Source organism: Chitinophaga sp. YIM B06452 (assembly GCF_039655965.1).
Taxonomy (GTDB): Bacteria; Bacteroidota; Bacteroidia; order Chitinophagales; family Chitinophagaceae; genus Chitinophaga.
The window spans coordinates 1,982,598-2,003,458 of record NZ_JAWLKY010000001.1 but is presented as its reverse complement, the minus strand read 5'-3'; the positions used below and the strand labels follow the sequence as shown (position 1 = coordinate 2,003,458).

General features: G+C 53.3%; 21 protein-coding genes. 9 read left to right on the top strand and 12 right to left on the bottom strand.

The window, feature by feature from the left end; genetic code table 11:
- Nucleotides 1-4: 4 nt before the first annotated feature.
- From R3I13_RS08065 to R3I13_RS08040, 6 genes are all read right to left on the bottom strand, one after another.
- Nucleotides 5-1,063 carry a M48 family metallopeptidase gene (locus R3I13_RS08065; RefSeq protein ID WP_346317414.1) on the bottom strand — a complete coding sequence of 353 codons (1,059 nt, stop codon included), beginning with the start codon at nt 1,061-1,063 and terminating at the stop codon, nt 5-7.
- A gap of 3 nt (nt 1,064-1,066) precedes the next feature.
- Nucleotides 1,067-1,612: a GNAT family N-acetyltransferase gene (locus R3I13_RS08060; protein WP_346317413.1), complete on the bottom strand. Its 546-nt coding sequence runs from the start codon at nt 1,610-1,612 to the stop codon at nt 1,067-1,069.
- Nucleotides 1,613-1,681: 69 nt separating this feature from the next.
- Nucleotides 1,682-1,978, bottom strand: a complete 297-nt coding sequence (locus R3I13_RS08055; RefSeq protein ID WP_346317412.1) for a hypothetical protein — start codon at nt 1,976-1,978, stop codon at nt 1,682-1,684.
- A 108-nt stretch (nt 1,979-2,086) separates the two neighbouring features.
- The gene (gene serS / locus R3I13_RS08050) at nt 2,087-3,358 is read right to left on the bottom strand and encodes a serine--tRNA ligase (protein WP_346317411.1); all 1,272 of its coding nucleotides are present in this window, start codon (nt 3,356-3,358) and stop codon (nt 2,087-2,089) included.
- Between the two features lie 41 nt (nt 3,359-3,399).
- Nucleotides 3,400-5,067: an NAD+ synthase gene (locus R3I13_RS08045; RefSeq protein ID WP_346317410.1), complete on the bottom strand. Its 1,668-nt coding sequence runs from the start codon at nt 5,065-5,067 to the stop codon at nt 3,400-3,402.
- A 43-nt stretch (nt 5,068-5,110) separates the two neighbouring features.
- Nucleotides 5,111-5,833, bottom strand: coding sequence for a porin family protein (locus tag R3I13_RS08040; RefSeq protein WP_346317409.1), 723 nt, complete (start codon nt 5,831-5,833; stop codon nt 5,111-5,113).
- Between the two features lie 20 nt (nt 5,834-5,853).
- Here R3I13_RS08040 and R3I13_RS08035 point away from each other — a divergent pair, with 20 nt between their 5' ends.
- A complete protein-coding gene (locus tag R3I13_RS08035; protein ID WP_346317408.1) occupies nt 5,854-6,885 on the top strand; it encodes a hypothetical protein in 1,032 nt (343 codons plus the stop codon).
- A gap of 107 nt (nt 6,886-6,992) precedes the next feature.
- On the opposite strand, the gene apaG is transcribed toward R3I13_RS08035, so the two are convergent.
- The 5 genes from apaG to R3I13_RS08010 form a co-directional block, all read right to left on the bottom strand.
- Nucleotides 6,993-7,379, bottom strand: a complete 387-nt coding sequence (gene apaG, locus R3I13_RS08030; protein ID WP_120517400.1) for a Co2+/Mg2+ efflux protein ApaG — start codon at nt 7,377-7,379, stop codon at nt 6,993-6,995.
- An 83-nt stretch (nt 7,380-7,462) separates the two neighbouring features.
- The gene (locus R3I13_RS08025) at nt 7,463-7,789 is read right to left on the bottom strand and encodes a DUF4157 domain-containing protein (protein ID WP_346317407.1); all 327 of its coding nucleotides are present in this window, start codon (nt 7,787-7,789) and stop codon (nt 7,463-7,465) included.
- A 285-nt stretch (nt 7,790-8,074) separates the two neighbouring features.
- Nucleotides 8,075-9,001 (bottom strand): DUF5777 family beta-barrel protein, encoded by a 927-nt coding sequence (locus R3I13_RS08020; protein WP_346317406.1) that lies wholly within the window; start codon nt 8,999-9,001, stop codon nt 8,075-8,077.
- Between the two features lie 140 nt (nt 9,002-9,141).
- A complete protein-coding gene (locus tag R3I13_RS08015; RefSeq protein ID WP_346317405.1) occupies nt 9,142-9,690 on the bottom strand; it encodes a YceI family protein in 549 nt (182 codons plus the stop codon).
- A 19-nt stretch (nt 9,691-9,709) separates the two neighbouring features.
- Nucleotides 9,710-10,081, bottom strand: coding sequence for a hypothetical protein (locus R3I13_RS08010; RefSeq protein WP_346317404.1), 372 nt, complete (start codon nt 10,079-10,081; stop codon nt 9,710-9,712).
- Between the two features lie 136 nt (nt 10,082-10,217).
- On the opposite strand from R3I13_RS08010, the gene murF reads away from it, so the two are divergent.
- Entirely contained in the window at nt 10,218-11,489 is a 1,272-nt protein-coding gene (gene murF / locus R3I13_RS08005; protein ID WP_346317403.1) for a UDP-N-acetylmuramoyl-tripeptide--D-alanyl-D-alanine ligase, read from the top strand.
- A 366-nt stretch (nt 11,490-11,855) separates the two neighbouring features.
- Here murF and mce read toward each other — a convergent pair whose 3' ends face one another.
- Nucleotides 11,856-12,257, bottom strand: coding sequence for a methylmalonyl-CoA epimerase (gene mce / locus R3I13_RS08000; protein WP_346317402.1), 402 nt, complete (start codon nt 12,255-12,257; stop codon nt 11,856-11,858).
- Nucleotides 12,258-12,357: 100 nt separating this feature from the next.
- Here mce and R3I13_RS07995 point away from each other — a divergent pair, with 100 nt between their 5' ends.
- The 7 genes from R3I13_RS07995 (at nt 12,358) to R3I13_RS07965 (ending at nt 20,707) form a co-directional block, all read left to right on the top strand.
- Nucleotides 12,358-13,518, top strand: a complete 1,161-nt coding sequence (locus tag R3I13_RS07995; RefSeq protein WP_346317401.1) for an IscS subfamily cysteine desulfurase — start codon at nt 12,358-12,360, stop codon at nt 13,516-13,518.
- Nucleotides 13,519-13,530: 12 nt separating this feature from the next.
- A complete protein-coding gene (locus tag R3I13_RS07990) occupies nt 13,531-13,857 on the top strand; it encodes an iron-sulfur cluster assembly accessory protein (protein ID WP_120517413.1) in 327 nt (108 codons plus the stop codon).
- A gap of 123 nt (nt 13,858-13,980) precedes the next feature.
- Nucleotides 13,981-14,718, top strand: a complete 738-nt coding sequence (gldF, locus tag R3I13_RS07985) for a gliding motility-associated ABC transporter permease subunit GldF (RefSeq protein WP_346317400.1) — start codon at nt 13,981-13,983, stop codon at nt 14,716-14,718.
- Nucleotides 14,718-16,433 (top strand): gliding motility-associated ABC transporter substrate-binding protein GldG, encoded by a 1,716-nt coding sequence (gene gldG / locus R3I13_RS07980; protein ID WP_346317399.1) that lies wholly within the window; start codon nt 14,718-14,720, stop codon nt 16,431-16,433. The genes gldF and gldG overlap by 1 nt, the downstream gene beginning before the upstream one ends.
- Before the next feature lie 50 nt (nt 16,434-16,483).
- On the top strand, nt 16,484-17,437 hold the full coding sequence (locus R3I13_RS07975) for a TerC/Alx family metal homeostasis membrane protein (protein ID WP_346317398.1): 954 nt from the start codon (nt 16,484-16,486) through the stop codon (nt 17,435-17,437).
- 63 nt (nt 17,438-17,500) lie between these two features.
- Nucleotides 17,501-19,993, top strand: coding sequence for a bifunctional UDP-N-acetylmuramoyl-tripeptide:D-alanyl-D-alanine ligase/alanine racemase (locus R3I13_RS07970; RefSeq protein WP_346317397.1), 2,493 nt, complete (start codon nt 17,501-17,503; stop codon nt 19,991-19,993).
- Between the two features lie 63 nt (nt 19,994-20,056).
- Nucleotides 20,057-20,707 carry a lipoprotein signal peptidase gene (locus tag R3I13_RS07965; RefSeq protein WP_346317396.1) on the top strand — a complete coding sequence of 217 codons (651 nt, stop codon included), beginning with the start codon at nt 20,057-20,059 and terminating at the stop codon, nt 20,705-20,707.
- Nucleotides 20,708-20,861 lie beyond the last annotated feature (154 nt).

The window sequence follows — 20,861 nt, the reverse complement described above, 5'->3', positions numbered from 1 at the left end:
CTTGTCAATAGTCTGCCTTGATTTGTTTCCAGGTGCTTTGCAAAGCAGCGGGCAACGCCGCGGGCGGGCCCGGCTTCATTTCCTTTTTCACATATTCCACGCGGTTATCAAGGTCGGGGTGACTGCTCAGCCACTCTGAAGGCGAAGCCCCACCATCTTGTTTGAGTATGCCGAAGAGCCAGATGTATCCTTCCGGGTTGATGTGCCGCGCTTCCAGCAGCTTCAGCCCGTTCAGATCCGCTTCTTTTTCCAGCTTGCGGGAATATTCCAGGTTCTTCAGCGTAGACGCATTTTCCACCAGCACGGCCCCAATACCCGTAAGATCGCCGAAAACAAGGCTCACGGCCATGTACGTGCCCAGGCTTTGCATCAGCGAGCGCGTGGTATGCCGCAGCTCCACATGCGAAAATTCGTGCGCTAAAAGGGCTGCCAGCTCTTCCGGCCTTTGCATTTTATCGAGCAGGCCGCTGAACACAACGATATGGCCGCCGGGTACGGCAAAGGCATTGGTTTGTTTTTCCTCCACCACGGTGATCTGCACCGGGTATTCGGTCTTAATGTTCAGCTCTTTGAAGAATTTATTAACCAGCTCTGTTTTCTCCGGCAGTATTTTATATTCTTTGATCAGCGAGTTATACGCTTCATTCCCCATTTTCACTTCATATTCCACCGGCATCGATTTGGCCACGCGGCCCGCCAGGAAAGGGATGAGCCAGAAATACGCCAGCGCCAGCAGGGCGATGATCACGGCCCCGGCAGTAAGGAATACAGCAACGGCAGTGGGAAATGTGCGGCCTTTCCGCTGTAATTTCTTTTCGGCGATGCCTGCAAATTCATTGGAAGATACGCGGAGCGTTTGCAGGGGAAGCCCCGCATGATGCAATTCAATACCGCCCACGGTTTGTTTGCCCTGCGTTACATTGTACCAATACCAATGCACCTGCCGCGGGTTGCCATGCGCGTCCCTGATATTTATCTCGATCCTGTCTTTTTTCAGGCTTACTTCAGCGGCCTGCACATTGTCCGGCGAATCGTAGGAATAATAGCCCTGGTAAAGGTTCATAGGTCAAACAGGTTTTAGGATTTTAGACATCACCACCAGGTCTACCCATTCGCCGTTAGGCTGGCGGACGCCTTTGGGGATGCGGCCATGTTCGGTGAAATTGAAATTGCGGTATAACTGTATGGCCCTTTCGTTGGTGGCCAGCACTTCAAAATGAATGGTGGTAAGCTGCGGATGCTGCTCTGCCCAGCGGATGCCCGCGGTGAGCATGCGCCGCCCCACGCCCATGTTCCAGTACTTGTGCAGCACGGCCAGGCCCATCAGCGCCATGTGGTGTTGTTTTTTGAAACGGCTCCTGTTGAGGCTGAAAATGCCGGCGATCTCTCCTTCTACATCGGCCACCAGCAACAGGTTCTCCGGGTGCTCCAGGTATGAGCGGATAAATGCTTCTTCCTGCGCAAGGTCCAGCTTCATGGCTTCTTCGTGCGTGAACAGCAGGAAGTCCGTTTCCTTCGTAAACTGTTGGAAACAGGCCAGGCACCCTGCCGCATCGGCAATGCCGGGCTGGCGGATAACGAGCTGCTGACCGTTTGGAAGAAAATGACGCATGATCACAAATATAAAAAAAGCGGCCCTTGAGCCGCTCTTTTGATTGTAATTCGTTTTCGAAACAGATGCTCAGGATGCTTTCGCGTGCTTGGTCACAAAAGCAAGCACTGCGGATTTCTGGTCCTCGGTGAGTTTTGCTTTGCGGGCCATCCTGTCTATAATTCCCGGCCATTTTTCGGCAGTGCGCGTTTCCGGCAGGCGGTAACCATGGCATTTGGCGCATTTTTCTTTGAAAATGGCCTTGCCGTCTGATTCCTCATACTTCGAGAAAGCTGCTTCCACCGCTGCTGTGTCTTTAGGATTCAAGCCGCCGGCACATCCGTAAAGCACTACCGCGATCAGACAAAACTGGATTAGTGTTTTCATAATTTGCATTTTAAGACCTGACAACAAATTAACGTAAAAAATATAAAAGCGTACGGATATGCCCGCACGCTTTCAAAATTTATACGTTGTTAACACGCTTTGCGTTGCTTATGCGATCCTGTCGCTGCCGAAATAAGCGCGCAGCGGTTCCGGCAGGATGATGCCTTCGGGCGTCTGGTTATTTTCCAGCAAACAGGCCACTATCCTGGGAAGCGCCAGGGAGCTGCCATTCAGGGAATGCACCAGCTGGTTCTTCCCGTTCTCATCTTTATACCTGATCTTCATCCGGTTGGTCTGGTAGCTTTCGAAGTTGGACACGGAGCTTACTTCCAGCCATTTTTCCTGTGCGGCAGACCATACTTCAAAGTCGTAGGTCTGTGCGGAAGTGAAGCTCATGTCGCCGCCGCAAAGGTTCAGGATGCGGTAAGGCAGGTTCAGGGAAATGAGCAGCTTCTCTACGTGCTCCACCATTTCCTGCAATACGGCATATGATTTCTCCGGTTGCACCAGCTGCACCAGCTCCACTTTTTCGAACTGGTGAAGGCGGTTCAGGCCGCGCACGTCCTTGCCATAAGAACCGGCTTCACGGCGGAAGCAGGGCGTATAGGCGGTCATGCGCACGGGCAGCTCGCTTTCTTTCAGTATCTCGTCGCGGTAAATGTTGGTCACCGGCACTTCCGCGGTGGGTATGAGGTAGAAGTTGTCTTCCGTAACAAAGTACATCTGCCCTTCTTTATCCGGCAGCTGACCGGTACCGTAGGCGGAGGCTTCGTTTACCATATAGGGCGGCAGCACTTCCGTGTAGCCGTTGGCGGTATTAAAGTCCAGGAAATAGCTGATCAGCGCGCGTTGCAGGCGGGCGCCCTTGTTTTTGTACACGGGGAACCCGCTGCCGGTGATCTTGTTGCCCAGCTCAAAATCGATGAGGTCGTATTTCTTCGCCAGGTCCCAGTGCGGCACAGAACCTGCTGCCAGTGTAGGTTTTATGCCCCCGCCGCGCACTTCCACGTTGTCTTCCGGGGTTTTGCCGGGAGGCACGTTAGCGCCGGGCAGGTTGGGCAGTTTAACGAGTGTATCGTGCAGTTGTTTTTCCGTTTCCCTGAGCGATTCATCGATCGGGGCGAGGGCCTGTTTGAAAGCGGCAACGTCCTGCTTGCGCGCTTCCGCACCCGCTTTGTCGCCCGAAGCCATCAGCTTGCCGATCTCTTTTGAGGCCGAATTTATTTTCGCTTGTGTGTCATCATACTCCAATGTCAGCTTCTTCCGCTGATCGTCCAGCGCCAGCACTTCATCCACGATACCGGGCTCTTTGAAATGCTTTACAGCCAGCCTTTCCAGTACCAGTTCTTTGTTCTGACGAATAAATTGTACCTGTAACATGTATTGCTCTTGAATTTCGACAAAGATAACGGGGTTCTCCCTTAACTCAAATATTTCCCTACAATTGGCACCCTGCGGCCCACGCCAAAGGCTTTGGACGATACGCGGATGATGGGGCAGAACTGGTTCCGCTTGTATTCGTTGGTGTTCACCATTTTCAGTGTACGGGCCACCAGCGCTGCGTCATAACCGCGGGCAATGATCTCTCTCGGGCCTTGGGTGCGCTCTATATACTGGTACAGGATCCTGTCCAGTACGGCATAATCGGGCAGGCTGTCGCTGTCTTTCTGGTTGGGCCGCAGCTCCGCGGAAGGGGCTTTTTCGATGATGTTGGCAGGGATGATCTCCCGGTTGCGGTTGATGTAACGCGCCAGGGCATATACCTGCATCTTGTAAACGTCTCCCAGCACGGAAAGGCCGCCGGCCATGTCGCCATACAGCGTACCATAGCCGGTGCTCAGCTCGCTTTTGTTGGACGTATTGAGCAGGATGTAGCCGAACTTATTGCTCAGCGCCATCAGCAAATTGCCGCGGATGCGGCTCTGGGTGTTCTCTTCGGCCACGTTAAAGGGAAGACCGTGGAAGAAGGGGTCCAGCGTATCGAGGAAACACTCGTAGATATTATTGATACGGATCACGTCGTACGGGTTCTCCAGGTTACGGGAGAGCTGCACGGCGTCGTCCACGGAATGTTCGGTGGAATAAGGGGAAGGCATCAGGATGGCGCGCACGTTCTCTTTCCCCAATGCCTCTACGGCCAGGGCCAGGGTAACGGCGCTGTCTATACCGCCGGAAGAGCCCAGGATGGCTTGTTTGAAGCCCATCTTCCTGAAATAATCGCGGATGCCCAGCACGATAGCGTCGTATATGCGGTGGATGTTATGGTCAAATTCCAGCTCTTCCAGCGCAACGGCTTTCGGCGTGGGGCTGCCGGTAGCTGTTGCCTTGGGAAGCTTATCCAGCGGGAAACTACCCATAGCCTCTTCGAAGAAAGGCATTTGCAGCGCAATATTGCCGTCTGCGTCAAACACCATGGAACCGCCGTCGAATACGATCTCGGTCTGCGAACCCACAGTGTTGCAGTAATACATGGGCAGACGGTATTTGAGCACATTGGCGCGGATGATCTCGCGGCGGCTTTCGTCGTGGTTGTAATCGAACGGGGAAGCGGACAGGTTGATCATCACATCGGGTTCCTGCGCCATCAGCTGGTCCATGGGGCAAATGCGGTACAGGGGATTGTCTCCCAGGTTCCAGATATCCTCGCAAACGGTAACGGCCAGCTTTTTTCCTTTGAAAGGGATCACCTGCCATTCGTAGCCTGGTTCAAAATACCGGTGCTCGTCGAACACGTCGTACGTAGGCAGCAGCGTTTTATGGATCACCTGTTTCACCTCGCCTTCGTAAAGGAACCAGGCCGCGTTGAAAAGGTCTTTCCCTTCGATATTGGGGTTTCGGCGCGGAGCGCCTACCAGCACGGCCGTGCGGTGGGTATGGGCTTTTATCTCGTCAATGGCGGCATAGCTGCGGGAGATGAAATCTTCAAATTCCAGGAAATCCCTCGGGGGGTAGCCGCAAACACAAAGCTCTGAGAACACCACCAGGTCTGCCCCCTGCTGCTCTGCTTCTTTGACCGCGTTGATGATCTTCGCGGTATTGGCTTCAAAATTCCCGATATGATAGTTCTGCTGGGCTAAAAAGATATTCATCCGTTCCTTTTTTTCTGCTGCAAAGGTACGCCTAATCGATGGTTTAAAAATAAACCCCGAGGCGTACGACGAAGTTGTTGGTATTGATCCGCCCGTCGTCCCACTTGCTGTTGCGCGTCACGTCTATGAAGTTGTTTTGGTAAATAATGCCCAGCGTGCCGGTGAGGGTTTCGGTGAGAGGGTACTCGATGCCGCCGCCCAGTATCAGCCCGGCTGTCAGGGGATTGATATCTTTGAAGATGTTCACCTTGTTATACTTCTCCTGCCCGCTGATCACGTTGGCCCGCGCCCTGATGGGAATACCGGTGAAGCCCCCGAACTGGCCCCAGATGCCCAGGCCCTGGTCTGTGTCCGTACGCAGCTTGAGGGTTACCGGCACTTCGATGTACTGGAGGCGGATGTCGTATTCGGAAGCAGCCGCGTTGTAATCATCCAGGCCGATGCCGGTGTTGTACTGCATCACGCTGCCCATATGACTGATCTGCAGGCCCGAACCGATCGCATAATTGCCGGTTTCATCCAGGAAGAAGTCTGCCAGGATGCCGTAGCTGAAATAAAAGCGGCCGCTGTTGCGCTCCACGCCGTTGTCCTGCGCTTTGAGGAACGACGCGCCGGGGTCCAGCTTGAAACCAAGGCGCATCTTGCGGCCGGTTTTCTCTGACAGGGAACTGCTCAGCGTTTGGGCCTGCGCAGCGGAAAAGATCAGCAGGGAACAAACAAGGAGCAAAGATTTCGGGAATAGGTTGTTATGCAATATTTTTACCATTTCTAAAGTTTTAATAGGCGATGCAAAATTACAAGAATAAATATTTCCTGTTTGCCTTATTCCTCGTCGGCTGGATAATTTCAGGATGCGGCGGCAGGAAACATATCCCTGATGTGAGCCACATACCTATCGATGTTACCATCCAGCGGTTCGACAAAGAATTTTTCCGTATCGATACCAATAACGTGCCCGGGCAGTTAAAATTGCTGGAAAAGGCCTATCCTCACTTCGCTCCTACTTATTTTTCGCAGATACTCAACTTTGGCCCGCTGTCTGATACCAACCGGCTGATGCCTGTGCAGGTACGCAATTTCCTGGCCAATAAGGATTTCAGGGCTTTGCAGGATTCCGTGGAAGCGCACTTTAGCAACATGAAACCGCTGGAAGCCGAGCTGACGCAGGCTTTCAGGCTGACGAAATATTATATCCCCCGGTTCAATGCGCCTAAAGTGGTGAGCTTTATTTCCGCCATCGCCAATTACGGCGCGGTAACGATGGACTCGACCGTCGGCATCGGGCTGGATATGCACATGGGCGCGGATTTCCCCGTCTATGGCATGCTGCCTGATTACCCGGCTTACATCGTGCAGAAATTCACGCCGGCATACATACCGGTGAACGTGATGAAAGTGGTGCAGCAGGACCTTTATCCGCCGCACGAAGAGGGTGCGCAGCTGGTCGCATATCTCATAGACCTGGGCAGGCAGCAGTATTTCCTGGAAAAGGTGTTGCCGGAAACGCCGGAAGAAGTGCGGCTCGGCTATACGAAAGAGCAGCTGGATTTTTGTAATGAGAACGAGGAAATGGTGTGGCAGTACTTTGTGCAGAATAAGCTGCTTTATACTTCAGACTGGCAGGACATCATGCGTTATACCGGCGAAGGCCCTTCCACCCAGGGCATGCCCGCGGGCGCACCCGGGCAGATCGGCGCGTATACAGGTTACCGCATCGTGCAGGCTTACATGCGCAAAAACCCGGAGGTAACGCTGGAGCAGCTGATGGCCACCAAAGATGCAATGACGATCTTCAACAAAGCGAAATACAGGCCGTAAGCGGCTAATGAAAAAATTGAAAATAGGCACTAAACCTTGAGCTGGATAAAAACAGTACAGGGAAATTAACCCGGCGGGGAGCCGGTATCGGTCGGCAGCATGCCGTATCAGTTCATTTTGAACGGAACCACCATCTGGAATTCCGGGATCTTCACGTCGAACAGCTTTTTGTTCAGCTGGTTTTCCATCTGGTAAGTACCGTACATTTTACCGATCTCCGTGCGGAGGTTGGAACCGGAAACATACTGGTAGCTTTCATTGGGCGCCAGCAAAGGCTGTACGCCTACTACGCCTTCCCCCTCCACTTCGCGGTGAGAGCCGTTGGAATCAATGATGTACCAGTGGCGGCGGAGCAATTTTATCGGGAATGTGTTGTTATTTTCAATGGTGATGCGGTATGCAAACATGAACTCACTTCCTATCGGATTGGAGTAATCCGGCTGATAAAACGTTTCCACGCTGATCGTGATTCCTTCTGTGACCTTCTTGACCATATGATCAACCTTTAACGTAAAAATAAGGAAAATACCCACGTTGCAACATTTTTTTATCCTGCCCCGGGGGTTTTAACGAATCTTTAGGTTATTTCGACACCATCCAGCTCCCGGGCATTGTGCTCTGCAAGCCTGGCGGCCTTTTCGAAGGGAATATCGTAGTACCCGAACCGTACCCAGTCCGCCAGGTAACGCCGCAGGAAGCCCCAGAAGCCATATTCCCGGTACTGGCGCACGTGCCGCACTTCATGCCGCACCCAGCGGATATTCCCCAGGAATTCGGCGCGGCTTACCCCATGCAGGTGTATCACCCGCCCAAAAACGATGGCAATGTTGCTGCTGCCCATTTTCCAGGCAGCCAGGCGGGCCACCTTCGAATTTTCCCTGATCCGGCAATGAAGCGTTTCCATAGCCGCAATTTAAAGGAAAATAAAACACGGCTGCTGCGCCCGGACGCGCCACGGCTCATGATGCGGCTGCCAATAACAGGATGAGAACCGGGACCGTTTCATTCTGAGGATATCGCGATCAAAAAAATACCGTAACCCCTTCTGCCAGCCAAGCGGCCGGCAAAAGCAATTACGGTTGAAACTCAGCTGGCACAGGTGTTTCAGCTAAATTGGGAAAAATTATTTTCCATAGGTGATCCGCAAAAGGCAATGCCCTTTGAAAAATCCGTAAAATATTTCAGCAAATTATTTCCCCAGCGAAAACCTCCTGGAGATGTTAAAGCCCCATCTGAACTGGCCATGCGTCCAGGTGGAAACGGTTTCGGGGATGAACTGGTTTTCCAGCACAGCCGTGGAGTTCGTGAAGTTCAGGTGGAACACGTGGCCGCCCGTTTCGATCTCTACCCCTACGCCCAGCGAGTTGTAATATTTCGTGCCGCGGGATTCGTAGTAGTCCTTGCTTTCCTCGTCGCGGAAAGGCACGAAATAATCCACCACCAGCGCCATCCGCTTGGAAAACCGCAAACGGCCGCCCACGCCCATGGCAAACATATTGTTCATGTCCTTATACCCTACGCGGTTGCGGTGGATATAGGTGGGCAGCAGCGCCAGCGAGATGATGTCGCCGAACTTGCGGGAAATGATGGCCTGTGCTGTGTAGCTCAGGCGGCTGCTGAATTTATCGAAATAGTTCAGGTCGCTTTTGTCAGGACTGCTTTTCATGCCGGTCACCACCGCGTTGCCGAATACGGTAACGCCAACGGGTATACGGTTATCCATCGTTTGCTGCAGCACTTTGAACTTGCCCAGCACTTCGTACATCTGGGAAAAGTTGCCGCTGCCCTTGGTGCGGCTGATGCCCGCGGTGAGCCGGTCTGTGATGCCGTATTCAAAAGCAATGCGGATGTCCGTTGAATTATCCAGCCCGAAAAACGTGCTGCTGCCGCCGCCGGAGCCGCCCATATCGCCGAAGCGGTGCGCCACGCGGAAGTCCAGGTCGCCTTTGGCAAGCGTTTCGTTGCTCTGCCCGTTGATGATGCGGGTGCTTTTAAAGGTGGCAATTACAGGGTCGCGGCGAACGGAATCCTTCCCGAACATTTCGCCCAGGTCGTTCTGCGCCATCGCGGCGGGCGCCGCCAGCAGCAGAACAGATAACATGCGGAGTTTCAACATATCGTTGGTTTGTTATTTTTTTATGGCCGGTGAAGAACAGCTTCTGCAGCGGCTTTCACCGGTCCGGTTTGTTATAATTACGATAGAAGATGAAAAGCGGATCCTGCGGCCGTTTCTTCATCTTCCTGTTTTGTTTTCCTTTATTGGTTTGCCGGCTGGTAAGCCGCTTCCACGGTCACTTCCACCACTTCGGCAATGTTTTTCACTACCAGGCTGGGTATCTTGATCTTGTGGTCTGCCACGCGCACGTTGAATTTCGCGCTGGCAGACAGCTTGCCGTTCTGTACAGTGAGCGTCCCCTGCTCTTTGTACGTTTTGGTGACGCCATGTATCTGCAGGCTGCCCTCCACGGTCACGGGGTATACGCCATCCTTTGTCAGGTCCGGGTTTTCCAGCACTTTGCCTTTGAATTCGGCATGCGGGTACTTATCGCTTTCCAGGTAGTTTTCGTTGAAATGCTCCTGCATCAGCTTCTTTTTGAACTGGAAAGTATTGATGGGCACCTTGAAATAAATAGCCTTGGTATTGGTATTGATGGCGGAAACGCCCTGTGTGGTCTTCGCTTCTATATCTTCCAGCGGCGCGCTGGAATAGAAGCGGAACATCACGTTGCGGCATGACTGTATGTTCTGCGCAACGCCGTACAGGCAGCAACAGAGAAGGCAACATATAATGACGAGCTTTTTCATAAATTCTTTTTAAAGTGTATCAATCCGGCATGCCATTGCTCACCCAGCAGGCGATGGAATCGCGCACGGCCCGGGATAATGGCGGGAAGGACTGGCTTTGCGGCATGTCTGCATTCGGGCCGGTAACACGCATCGTCCATGCTGTGCCGTTGGCGGTGATGTAACTTTTCAGCTTGGCCAGCGTGGAAAAATCGGCGCCCAGCGGCGCGCCTCCGCCGGGATGGCAGCTCCTGTTGGTGCAATTTTCCTGCACAATGGTGTACACGCGGGCGCTTTTGATGTCTACCGAAGCACAGGCAGATGGTGTGGCCGGTTCGGGCGCCTGCTCTGAAGTACAGGCCGCCAATCCGCAGACGGAAAGGAAAATCAGGTTGTTCAATAATCGTTGCATACTCTTTTGAGTTGGTATTATATGGGCTTGCATAGGTTTTTATACGGAGGGTATTTATCATAGGTTGCCTTCCTCCGAAAGATAATGAAGAAAATGAGGGAATCCATTCCTTATTTTTGCATCAAATCTTTGTGCTTTGAACATCGAACAGCTTTACCAGCATTACCTTCAGCACCCGAGCGTACAAACGGATACCCGCAAGCTGCGCGCGGGCGATATTTTCTTTGCCCTCCGCGGCCCCAACTTCAATGGCAACGAATACGCCGCAGCCGCGCTGGATGCGGGCGCCAGCCTTGCCGTGGTAGACGATCCCGCCTATCATACGCAGCCGGGAAAAATGATGCTGGTATCCGATGTGCTCACCGCCCTGCAGGACCTTGCGCGGCATCACCGCCGGCAATTGCAGATCCCGTTCATCGCCATTACCGGCACTAACGGCAAAACCACTACGAAAGAAATGGTGCGCACCGTTTTGGGCGCCGCCTTCCGCACGCATGCCACGGAAGGGAATCTCAATAATCATATCGGCGTACCGCTGACCATACTCAGCATCCCGCTGAACGCGGAAATGGCCGTGATAGAAATGGGTGCCAACCACCGGGGGGAGATCGCGGGTTATTGCAAAGTGGCCTTGCCCACGCACGGGCTCATTACCAATATCGGGAAGGCGCACCTGGAAGGGTTTGGCAGCGAAGAGGGCGTGCGCCTCGCCAAGGGCGAGCTGTATGACCACCTGCGGGCAAACGGCGGGACAGTGTTCGTCTGCAAAGATTACCCTTATCTGGTAGACATGAGCAAAGGCATCGGCAATATCGTTACCTATGGCCGCGGCGAAGCGGATTACGCAGGCGCGCCTTTCCCGGGAACGGCTTTGCTGGAGCTGGAAGCAGTGGAAGCCGGTCACGTGCACACACAGCTGGTGGGCGAATACAACTTTCCCAATGTAATGGCGGCCATTGCCATCGGGCTGCACTTTAAAGTGCCTGGAGAGGCTATCAGGAAAGCGATCGAAGGGTATGTGCCTTCCAACAACCGTTCGCAGATCATGCAGCGGGGCAGCAATACCTTTATCATGGATGCCTACAACGCCAATCCTTCCAGCATGAAAGCGGCGGTGGAGAATTTCGCGGGGCTTGATGCGAAGCAGAAAGTACTGCTGCTGGGCGCTATGAAAGAATTGGGAGAAGACAGTGAGAAAGAACACCAGGCACTGGCAGACCTGCTGCAGCAAAGCCACTGGAAAGCCGTGGTGCTGGTGGGTAAAGAATTCGCGAAAACCGACCACCCTTACATTTACCTGGAAACTGCCGAAGAAGCAAAGAAATGGGTGGAACAACAACGGTATGAGAATACATTCATACTGGTAAAAGGCAGCAGGAGCGTCGGCATGGAAAAAGTGCTCAGCTAAAGCTACGAAACTACTGCTGAAGAGTGCGACGCAACGGCCGCCCAATAGCAGTTCCGGAGCTGGTCCCCTTAAAAAAACTGCATTTGCAGGAAGCAGCGTGGAGATTGCTTCGTCGCCCCTTCCGCTTTAGCTCCGCGGCTTCTCGCAATGACGGGCTTTCATAAAAAAATAAACCTGCGAGTTAAAAAACTCACAGGTTTTCATAACCTATGCCAACTTTAGAGTTATGTTCAAAGCCCACACGGGCTTGTTATTGCTTCTCAAAAGAAGTAAGTATTCCTTACTTACTCTATTATCAACGCACGATTGAATAAAAGGTTTAAATAAGCGTGACATTTTTTTTGACAAAACCGCCAAGTCACTGATTTACAACCGCTCCTGCGTCAGCTCCACCAATATGCCGGCGGTGCCTTTAGGATGCAGGAAACAAACAAGCTTGTTGTCTGCACCGGGTTTGGGCTCGGTATTCAGCAATTCGAATCCTTCCGATTGCAGGCGGGCCATTTCCGCTTTGATATCCGCTACCTCGAAGGCGATGTGATGCACGCCTTCTCCCCTTTTAGCCAGGAATTTCGCAATGGGACTGCTTTCCTGCGCAGCTTCCAGCAGTTCGATCTTGGTGTCTCCCTGCCTGAAAAACGCCGTGGAAACGCCTTCAGAGGCTATATCCTCGGTTTTGTAACAGGGCGTGTTCAATAATTTCTCGAATAGAGGTACGGAATCCGCCAGCGACTTCACGGCAATCCCGATGTGTTCCACTTTTAACATAATCTTACAGCTTTGAAATATAGACGGAAGCTATCGCCCCATCGGGCCTAATTGATGGCCAGACCGGCCAAAAGTAGAACTTATATCGTAATTTTGCGGGATGCAGCAGCCGCCTGTATACCTGGATTATAACGCTACCACGCCCTGCGATCCGCGGGTATTGGAAGTGATGCTGCCGTTCTTTACGCGGCATTTCGGCAACGCCGCGTCGCGCAACCATGCTTTCGGCTGGGCGGCGGAAGGCGCAGTGGACCATGCCAGGCAGCAGGTGGCGGCGCTCATCGGCGCGGATGCGCAGGAGATCATATTCACCTCCGGCGCCACCGAAGCGGCGAACCTCGGCATCAAAGGGCTCTTTGAAGCATACGCCGGCAAAGGCAACCACATCATTACCGCGGAAACGGAACACAAAGCCGTGCTCGACACCTTGGGGCACCTTGAAAAACAGGGCGCTTCCGTGACCCGGCTAAAAGTGAATGCCTCCGGGCTGATCAGCCCGGATGAGCTGGAAGCCGCCATCACGGCTGAAACCATCCTGATCGCCATCATGTACGCCAACAACGAGACCGGCGTGATACAGCCCATGGCGGATATCAGCCGTATTGCGCAGGAAAAGGGCGTGATCCTGTTCACAGACGGCACGCAGGCCGTTGGGAAGATCCCGCTGAACGTGCAGCAGGAAGGCATTGGCATGATGGCTTTCAGCGCGCACAAGCTGTACGGCCCCAAGGGCGTGGGCGCTTTGTACATAAGGCGGCGCGGCCCGAGAGTGAAGATCATTGCCCAGATGGACGGGGGCGGCCATGAGCGCGGTATGCGCTCCGGCACGCTGAACGTTCCGGCCATTGCCGGCTTCGGGAAGGCCTGCGAACTGGCAGCCGCCGAAATGGCAGCCATTACCCAGCGGTTATCTGCCATGCGCGACAGGCTGGAAAGCACCATCCTGGCCCGGGAACACGCCACCGTAAACGGTTCCGGCGCACCCAGGCTGCCACATGTGACCAATATCGCCTTCCATGGCATGCAGGGCGACGCATTGCTGCGGGCCATAAGCCGGCAAATTGCCGTATCTTCGGGTTCAGCCTGCACTTCAGCCAATCCCGAACCCAGCCATGTGCTGCTGGCCATGGGCGTGGAAGATGAACTGGCACGCTCTTCGCTGCGCTTCGCTTTAGGAAGATACACCACCGACGCAGAGATAGATTTTGCCATTGCGGCGGTAGACAATACGATCCGTGAATTCAATGAAATTTTAAAATAAAAGGGAACGATCATGATTTATATAAGCGATAAAGCCAAACAAAAAGTAGACGCATTGAGGGCCGAAGGCACCCTGGGGGAGGACGCTTTCCTGCGGGTATCCGTAGTGGGCGGCGGCTGCTCAGGCCTCAGCTACAAGCTGGACTTTGATACAGAGACCAAACCGAAAGACCAGGTGTTTGAAGACAAAGGCATTAAAGTGGTAACAGACCTGAAAAGCTTCCTGTACCTCTGCAACACCACCCTCGAATTCTCCGAAGGCCTCAATGGTAAAGGGTTCTATTTCAACAACCCGAACGCCGCCCGCACCTGCGCATGCGGAGACAGCTTCGCCGTATAACCGCCATTACATACGATTTTAACGGGAAAAGCCGTTTGGAACATGTTCCGGACGGCTTTTTTCTTGTTTAAAAAGAAATAACGGATAACTAAAAAATCAAATATTCTATATTTGTCACCGTCTATGTACGCGATATTCAAAAAAGACATCCACCAGTTTTTCAGCAGTATTACAGGCTATGCAGCCATTATCCTGTTCCTGCTTGCCAACGGGCTTTTCCTCTTCGTTTTCCCGGACACCAGCCTGCTGGACGCCGGGTACGCCAACCTGGACGGTCTTTTTGAACTGGCCCCCATGATCTTCCTCCTCCTGATACCCGCCATCACCATGCGAAGCCTGGCAGACGAGTTCAGGAGCGGCACCATGGAGCTGCTCAGCACCAAACCCCTCACCTGGTGGCAGATCGTTTGGGGGAAATACTGGGCCTGCCTGCTCATCGTGCTCATCGCGCTCATACCTACTGTTGTATACTACATTGCCATGAGCCAGCTGGCCGCCACCAACAACGGCCTGGACGGCGGCAGCATTCTCGGCTCCTATATCGGGCTGCTGCTGCTGGGCGGGGTGTTCACCGCCACCGGCATCTGGTCGTCGTCGCTTACCGGCAACGCCGTGGTGGCTTTTCTCATCGCGATCTTTACCTGCTTCATATTGTACAATGGTTTTGACGCGCTCAGCCGGGTACCGGTGTTTTCCGGCGGGGCGGACTATTACCTTAAAATGGCCGGCATCCGCTACCATTACGACAGCATCAGCCGCGGCGTGGTAGACAGCCGCGACATCATTTACTTCTTCAGCCTTACCGGCCTGATGCTCTACCTTACTAAAATTTCACTGGAACGCAAAATCTGGCAGGGCTAATGGAAGTAACGAGAAAGGATAAACGAAAAAAATACCTCCAGCGCACATTGGGCGTACTGGCCGTGATCATCGCGCTGAACGTGGCCGCCGCCTACCTGCACGGCCGCTGGGATCTTACTGCCGAAAAACGTTATACCCTCGCCGCTTCCACCCGCAGCCTGCTCAGGAACCTGGATGCGCCGGTGACCATAGAAGTATACCTCAAAGGCAAATACCCCGCGGGCTTCCGCCAGCTGGCAGACGCCACGCGCGAGTTGCTGGAAGAATTCCAGCAATACGGCGGCAATAATATCCGGTTCACTTTCCTCAATCCCGGTACAGACCTGCCCGATTCCATGCGCACCAGTTTCCAGGATTCGCTGATGGCGCGCGGGATACTGCCGTTTAATTTACAGGTGCAGGAAGACGGGAAAGACGCTTTCGCGGAAAGGCTCATTTTCCCCGGGGCTATTATCCAGTACAAAGGTCGCGAGAACGCTATCAACCTGCTGAAAAGCCAGGGCGGGCTGGACCCGATGGCCGCGCTCAACAATTCAGAAGCCCTGCTCGAATATAAATTTGCCAACGCCATTTACCAGCTGCAGCAGCCGGAACGCCCGCTGGTAGGCTATATGCTCGGCCATGGCGAACCCGAAGGCGCCAACATCTATGACGCCCTCAAAACCCTGCATGAACAATACCAGGTAGATACCATCAACCTCCGCTCCGACGCCTACATCCCGCGCGAGTTTGACGCCATCATGTTCGTTCGCCCCACGGAAACTTTCACAGACGAAGACAAACTGAAGATAGACCAGTACGTCATGAACGGCGGCAAGGTGATCTGGTTCATCGATAACCTCAGCGCCTCCGTAGACAGTCTCAGAGGCCGCGATTTCGTAGCCTTCGACCGCGGGCTGCAGCTGGAAGACCTGCTGTTCAAATACGGCGCCCGCGTAAACCTGGACCTGGTGCAAGACCTGCAGAGCGATGTGATACCGCTCGTAGTAGGCAACATCGGCGACAAACCGCAGATCCAGCCGGTGCCTTTTCCTTTCTTCCCGCTCTTCACCCCTACCAATGCGCATCCCATCGTGAAGAACATGGACCTGGTGATGAGCCGCTTCGCCAATTCCGTGGATACCATCAAAGGCGGCGATATCCGGAAAACGGTGCTGCTGGCCAGCTCCGAGCATAGTCGCGTACTGCGCGGGCCCGTGCAGGTAACCCTCGAAAGCGTGCAGCAGCAGCCCAACCCGAGAGATTACCGTCTGCGCAATGTGCCCGTAGCAGTATTGCTGGAAGGACGTTTCCCGTCTTTATTCAACCACCGGCTGGGCGCGGCAGAGCAAAAAGCGCTGGAAGCCGCTTCAGGCAAGCCGTTCAAGGCAATAGCGGATACCATCGGTAAAATGATCGTGGTGGGAGATGCGGATATTATCGCTAATGCTGTTTCCCAGAAGAACGGCCCGCTCCAGATGGGCGTGAATGAGTTTAATCCGCAATATGTGTTCGCCAACAAAGAATTTTTCCTCAACAGCATAGAATACCTGACCAGCAAAACGCCCATCATGGATACCCGCAATAAGGAACTGACCCTCAGGCTGCTGGACCAGGAAAAGGTGAAAAACGGGCGCACCAAATGGCAAGTAGTCGCGTTTGCCGTTCCCATCGGCGCTATCTTATTGTTTGCCATGGTGTTCCAGTTCATCCGCCAACGCAAGTATGCCGGGTAAAACCCCGGGGAATCCATTATCTTTGCTGTTCATTAAATTTTCCGCTTTGCATGACACCGCAACAATGGACGTACACCGTATTTGGTATTGTTATCGTCTTGGCTTTGATTTTCGACCTCGGACTTTTAAGTAAAAAGGGACAGGTTATTTCCATTAAAAAAGCACTGATCCAAACCTGTTTCTGGGTTGCCCTGTCATTCGGCTTTTTTGCCTTTATCTGGCATGAGGACGGTTCCAAAATGGCGATCGAATACCTCAGCGCCTACCTCATGGAATGGTCGCTTTCCATCGACAACATTTTCGTGTTCATCCTGATCTTCGGGTTCTTCAAGATCAAAGAGACCAGCTACGCGCGCGTGCTGCTCATCGGCATTCTTATGGCCATCGTGTTCCGCGCCATCTTCATTACCGTGGGCGTGGCGCTCATCGCACAGTTTGGCTGGATCCTGTACATATTCGGCGCATTTCTTGTATACACGGGTATCAAGATGTTCATGGTAGACCAGCACGAAGAATTTAAACCCGAAGAGAATTTTGCATACCGTTTCATGCAGAAGTACATGCGCATTTCGCATGCGGACCCGCATGACCGTTTTACCGTGAAACACAACGGTAAGGTGTATTTCACTTCCCTGGCCGTAGTGGTAGTGATGCTGGCTGTTACCGACATCGTGTTTGCGCTCGATTCCATCCCGGCCGTATTTGCCATTTCGAAAGAACCGCTGGTGGTGTACACTTCCAACATCTTCGCCGTGCTCGGCCTGCGTTCCCTGTTCTTCCTGCTCAGGGGCGCCGTAGACAAGTTCGATTACCTGCAGCAGGGCATCGCCATCGTGCTGGTGTTCATCGGCCTCAAAATGCTGGCCGAGATCTGGCACTTCAAGCTGCCGGTATGGGTGAGCCTCGTGGTGATCGTAGTGTGCCTGGCAGGTTCTATCGTTTATTCCATTATGTTCCAGAAAAAGCTGCCGGTGAAGCCGGTTAAAGAAGAGATAGAAAGTTAAGTTAGTCCGAAAAGCGCCCGGGAAGAGAGTCCCCGGGCGCTTTTTTATTAAAACCATATTAAATTGTATACAGCAGAAAGTATCAGCAAGATCCTGAAGGGCGAATTGATGCAACAGACCGGGTACCCGGAGATCGAACATATTTTGCTGGACAGCCGCAAATTACTTGTTGCCGAAACATCCTTGTTCATTCCCCTCGCCAGCGACCGCCGCAATGCCCACCAGTACATCGATGAGCTGTACAAAAAAGGCGTGAGCAACTTCGTTGTGAGCGAACCCGTAGCCGCCGGCCTTTACCCGAAAGCCAACATCATCCTCGTTAAGAACACTTTGCAGGCGCTGCATACACTGGTGGCTTATCACCGCCAGCAGTTCCAGATACCGGTGATCGGCATCACCGGCAGCAACGGCAAAACCATCGTCAAAGAATGGCTCTTCCAGCTGCTGGAAAAGGATTACAACATCGTGCGCAGCCCCAAGAGCTATAATTCGCAGATCGGCGTGCCTTTGTCTGTCTGGCAGATGAAACCCGAAAACCAGCTCGCCATTTTTGAAGCCGGCATTTCGCAGCCCGGTGAAATGGTGAACCTCGAAAAGATCATCCGCCCTACCATCGGCATCTTCACCAATATCGGCGAAGCCCACAATGAAGGATTTCTCAACATCCGGCAGAAAGTGAATGAAAAGCTCGTGCTCTTTACCCGCGCCGATGTGCTCATTTATTGCAAGGATTACCTCGCGCTGAACGAATGCGTGAACAACTTCCACAACCTCGTCGGCAAACGCGAGATAGACAACGACCTGCAGCTGCTCACCTGGAGCCGCAAGACCGATGCGGACCTGCGTATCATCGGCGTGGACAAGAACGATAACCATACCCGCATAGACGCGCTGTACAAACAGGAACCGCTCTTCATCCGCATTCCTTTTACAGACGAAGGTTCCATCGAAAACGCCATCCATTGCTGGGCGCTCATGCTCTACCTCGGCAAGCCGCCCGATGTGATACAGGAACGCATGGACCATCTCGGCAACATCGCCATGCGCCTGGAAATGAAACAGGGCATCAATAATTCAAGCATCATCAACGACAGTTACAATTCCGATCTCGGCTCGCTGGCCATCGCGCTGGATTTCCTCCAGCAGCAGCGCCAGCACCCCACCCGCACGGTGATCCTCAGCGACATCCTGCAGTCCGGCAAAAGCGAAGGCTCCCTTTACGAAGAAGTGGCCGGCATGCTGGAAAAGAAGGGCATCCAGAAGCTGATCGGCATTGGCAAACATATTTCGCGGGAAAAGCAGAGTTTCCAGAAAGTGCAGAGCACGTTCTATGCATCCACCGAAGAGTTCCTGCAAAAAGTGAACACCGCCGATTTCCAGAATGAGTCCATTCTCGTGAAAGGCGCGCGGGTGTTCCAGTTCGAGCGCATCGGCAAGCTGCTGGAACAGAAAGCGCACCAGACCATCCTGGAGATCAACCTGAGCGCCATTGCGCACAACGTGAAAGCGTACCAGGCACTCTTGAAACCCGGCACCAAACTGATGGCCATGGTAAAAGCCTTCGCATACGGCAGCGGCACTTTCGAGATCGCCAGCCTGCTGCAGTTCCACGGCGTTGATTACCTCGCGGTGGCTTATGCAGACGAAGGCGTGGAACTGCGCCGAGCGGGCATTACATTGCCTATCATGGTCATGAACCCCGAGCCCAGCAGTTTCGATGCTATCCTGCAATGGAACCTCGAGCCGGAATTGTATTCCATGTACACCCTCGAACAATTCGAAGAATCCGTCCGTTACGCCAATAAAACCAATTATCCCGTGCACATCAAGCTGGACACGGGAATGCACCGGCTCGGCTTTGAGCAGCATGAAATTGCGCAACTGGCGCAGCGCCTCAATGCCGAAGGACTGTTCAAAGTGCAGTCTATATTCAGTCACCTCGCTGCCAGCGAAGACCCTGCCATGGACGCGTTCACCAAAACGCAGGCAGAACGTTTCGCCAAAATGAGCGCTGCGCTGCAGCAGCAGCTGGGCTACGCCGTGATCCGCCACATTGCCAACAGCGCGGCCATTCACCGCCACCCGGACCTGCAGCTGGATATGGTGCGCCTCGGCATTGGGATGTACGGGGTAGACAGCGTCGGCGAATTCCAGGATAAGCTGCGGAACGTGAGCACTTTAAAGACCACCGTAGCGCAGGTAAAACGCATTCCCGCCGGCGATACCGTGGGCTACGGCGCCACCTGGAAAGCCGGGGAACCCGCCGTGATAGCCACCGTGCGCATTGGATATGCAGACGGCTACAAACGTTCGCTGGGCAACGGCAAAGGGCAAATGAAAGTGCGCGGCAAACTTGCGCCAGTGGCGGGTGTAGTGGCCATGGACATGCTCATGCTGGATGTCACCCACATACCTGACGTTGCAGAAGGCGATGAAGTGATCGTTTTCGGGGAAGACCTCTCCGTGCAGCAGCTCGCCAAATGGGCGGGAACCATTGCATACGAAATACTGACGGGCATTTCGCAGCGGGTGAAACGCGTATATTACCAGGAATAAAACAAGCTGTTAACGCGCTACCATCTTTGAAATAATACATTATTTTTGGAAAAATTTGAAGTTTTGAAATACCGACACATTGTTTTAATAGTAGTGCTGATCCTGGTGGTAGACCAGGCATTGAAGTTCTGGATCAAGACCCATATGACCATTGCTGAACAATTCCCTGTGATCTCCGACTGGTTCTTCATTCATTTCATTGAAAATGAAGGCATGGCCTACGGCCTGAAGTTTGGCGGCGAATTCGGGAAAATAGCCCTTACCCTGTTCCGCCTCATTGCGGTGGTGATCGGCTTTTTTTATATGAAAAAACTGGTGAAAGAAAAATATCACAACGGTTTGCTGGTTTGCGGCGCGCTGATACTGGCCGGCGCTGCGGGCAACCTGATAGACAGCATGTTCTACGGCCTGATCTTTTCCGAAAGCACCCGTTACGAGCTGGCGCAGTTCATGCCTGCCGGCGGCGGTTACGGTACTTTCCTGCATGGCAATGTGGTGGATATGCTCTATTTCCCCCTGTTCGACGGGACCCTGCCGAGCTGGGTGCCTTTCTGGGGCGGGGAACATTTCATTTTCTTCAGACCGGTATTCAATATCGCGGATGCTGCTATATCCGTGGGTGTTATTACCATCCTGCTGTTCCAGAAGCGGTTCCTGCACAGGAATACCGATACGGAAAACCAGCCGGTAGGCACTACGCAGCAAGCGGTGTAAAAACGATTATCATACCAGGTATAACGAAAAGGCGCATTACAGCGCCTTTTTTATTGCACTGCTGGCCCGGCGCATCATGGCCGTTTGAAATCCTGCTTTAAGGACAGCCCCTGCCGCCAGGTAGCGGCAATCCTGCCCCTTTCCGTCATTTTTT

What these genes read in the sequence shown, in the direction of transcription:
- gldG (WP_346317399.1), top strand. Translation starts at nt 14,718, where the DNA reads ATGGAAGTAACGAGAAAGGATAAACGAAAAAAATACCTCCAGCGCACA.
- apaG (WP_120517400.1), bottom strand. Translation starts at nt 7,379, where the DNA reads ATGGTCAAGAAGGTCACAGAAGGAATCACGATCAGCGTGGAAACGTTT.
- R3I13_RS08065 (WP_346317414.1), bottom strand. Translation starts at nt 1,063, where the DNA reads ATGAACCTTTACCAGGGCTATTATTCCTACGATTCGCCGGACAATGTG.
- R3I13_RS07995 (WP_346317401.1), top strand. Translation starts at nt 12,358, where the DNA reads ATGCAGCAGCCGCCTGTATACCTGGATTATAACGCTACCACGCCCTGC.
- R3I13_RS08025 (WP_346317407.1), bottom strand. Translation starts at nt 7,789, where the DNA reads ATGGAAACGCTTCATTGCCGGATCAGGGAAAATTCGAAGGTGGCCCGC.
- R3I13_RS08040 (WP_346317409.1), bottom strand. Translation starts at nt 5,833, where the DNA reads ATGGTAAAAATATTGCATAACAACCTATTCCCGAAATCTTTGCTCCTT.
- mce (WP_346317402.1), bottom strand. Translation starts at nt 12,257, where the DNA reads ATGTTAAAAGTGGAACACATCGGGATTGCCGTGAAGTCGCTGGCGGAT.
- R3I13_RS08020 (WP_346317406.1), bottom strand. Translation starts at nt 9,001, where the DNA reads ATGTTGAAACTCCGCATGTTATCTGTTCTGCTGCTGGCGGCGCCCGCC.
- R3I13_RS08015 (WP_346317405.1), bottom strand. Translation starts at nt 9,690, where the DNA reads ATGAAAAAGCTCGTCATTATATGTTGCCTTCTCTGTTGCTGCCTGTAC.
- gldF (WP_346317400.1), top strand. Translation starts at nt 13,981, where the DNA reads ATGTACGCGATATTCAAAAAAGACATCCACCAGTTTTTCAGCAGTATT.
- R3I13_RS07990 (WP_120517413.1), top strand. Translation starts at nt 13,531, where the DNA reads ATGATTTATATAAGCGATAAAGCCAAACAAAAAGTAGACGCATTGAGG.
- R3I13_RS08055 (WP_346317412.1), bottom strand. Translation starts at nt 1,978, where the DNA reads ATGAAAACACTAATCCAGTTTTGTCTGATCGCGGTAGTGCTTTACGGA.
- R3I13_RS08045 (WP_346317410.1), bottom strand. Translation starts at nt 5,067, where the DNA reads ATGAATATCTTTTTAGCCCAGCAGAACTATCATATCGGGAATTTTGAA.
- R3I13_RS07975 (WP_346317398.1), top strand. Translation starts at nt 16,484, where the DNA reads ATGACACCGCAACAATGGACGTACACCGTATTTGGTATTGTTATCGTC.
- R3I13_RS08060 (WP_346317413.1), bottom strand. Translation starts at nt 1,612, where the DNA reads ATGCGTCATTTTCTTCCAAACGGTCAGCAGCTCGTTATCCGCCAGCCC.
- R3I13_RS08035 (WP_346317408.1), top strand. Translation starts at nt 5,854, where the DNA reads ATGCAAAATTACAAGAATAAATATTTCCTGTTTGCCTTATTCCTCGTC.
- serS (WP_346317411.1), bottom strand. Translation starts at nt 3,358, where the DNA reads ATGTTACAGGTACAATTTATTCGTCAGAACAAAGAACTGGTACTGGAA.
- R3I13_RS08010 (WP_346317404.1), bottom strand. Translation starts at nt 10,081, where the DNA reads ATGCAACGATTATTGAACAACCTGATTTTCCTTTCCGTCTGCGGATTG.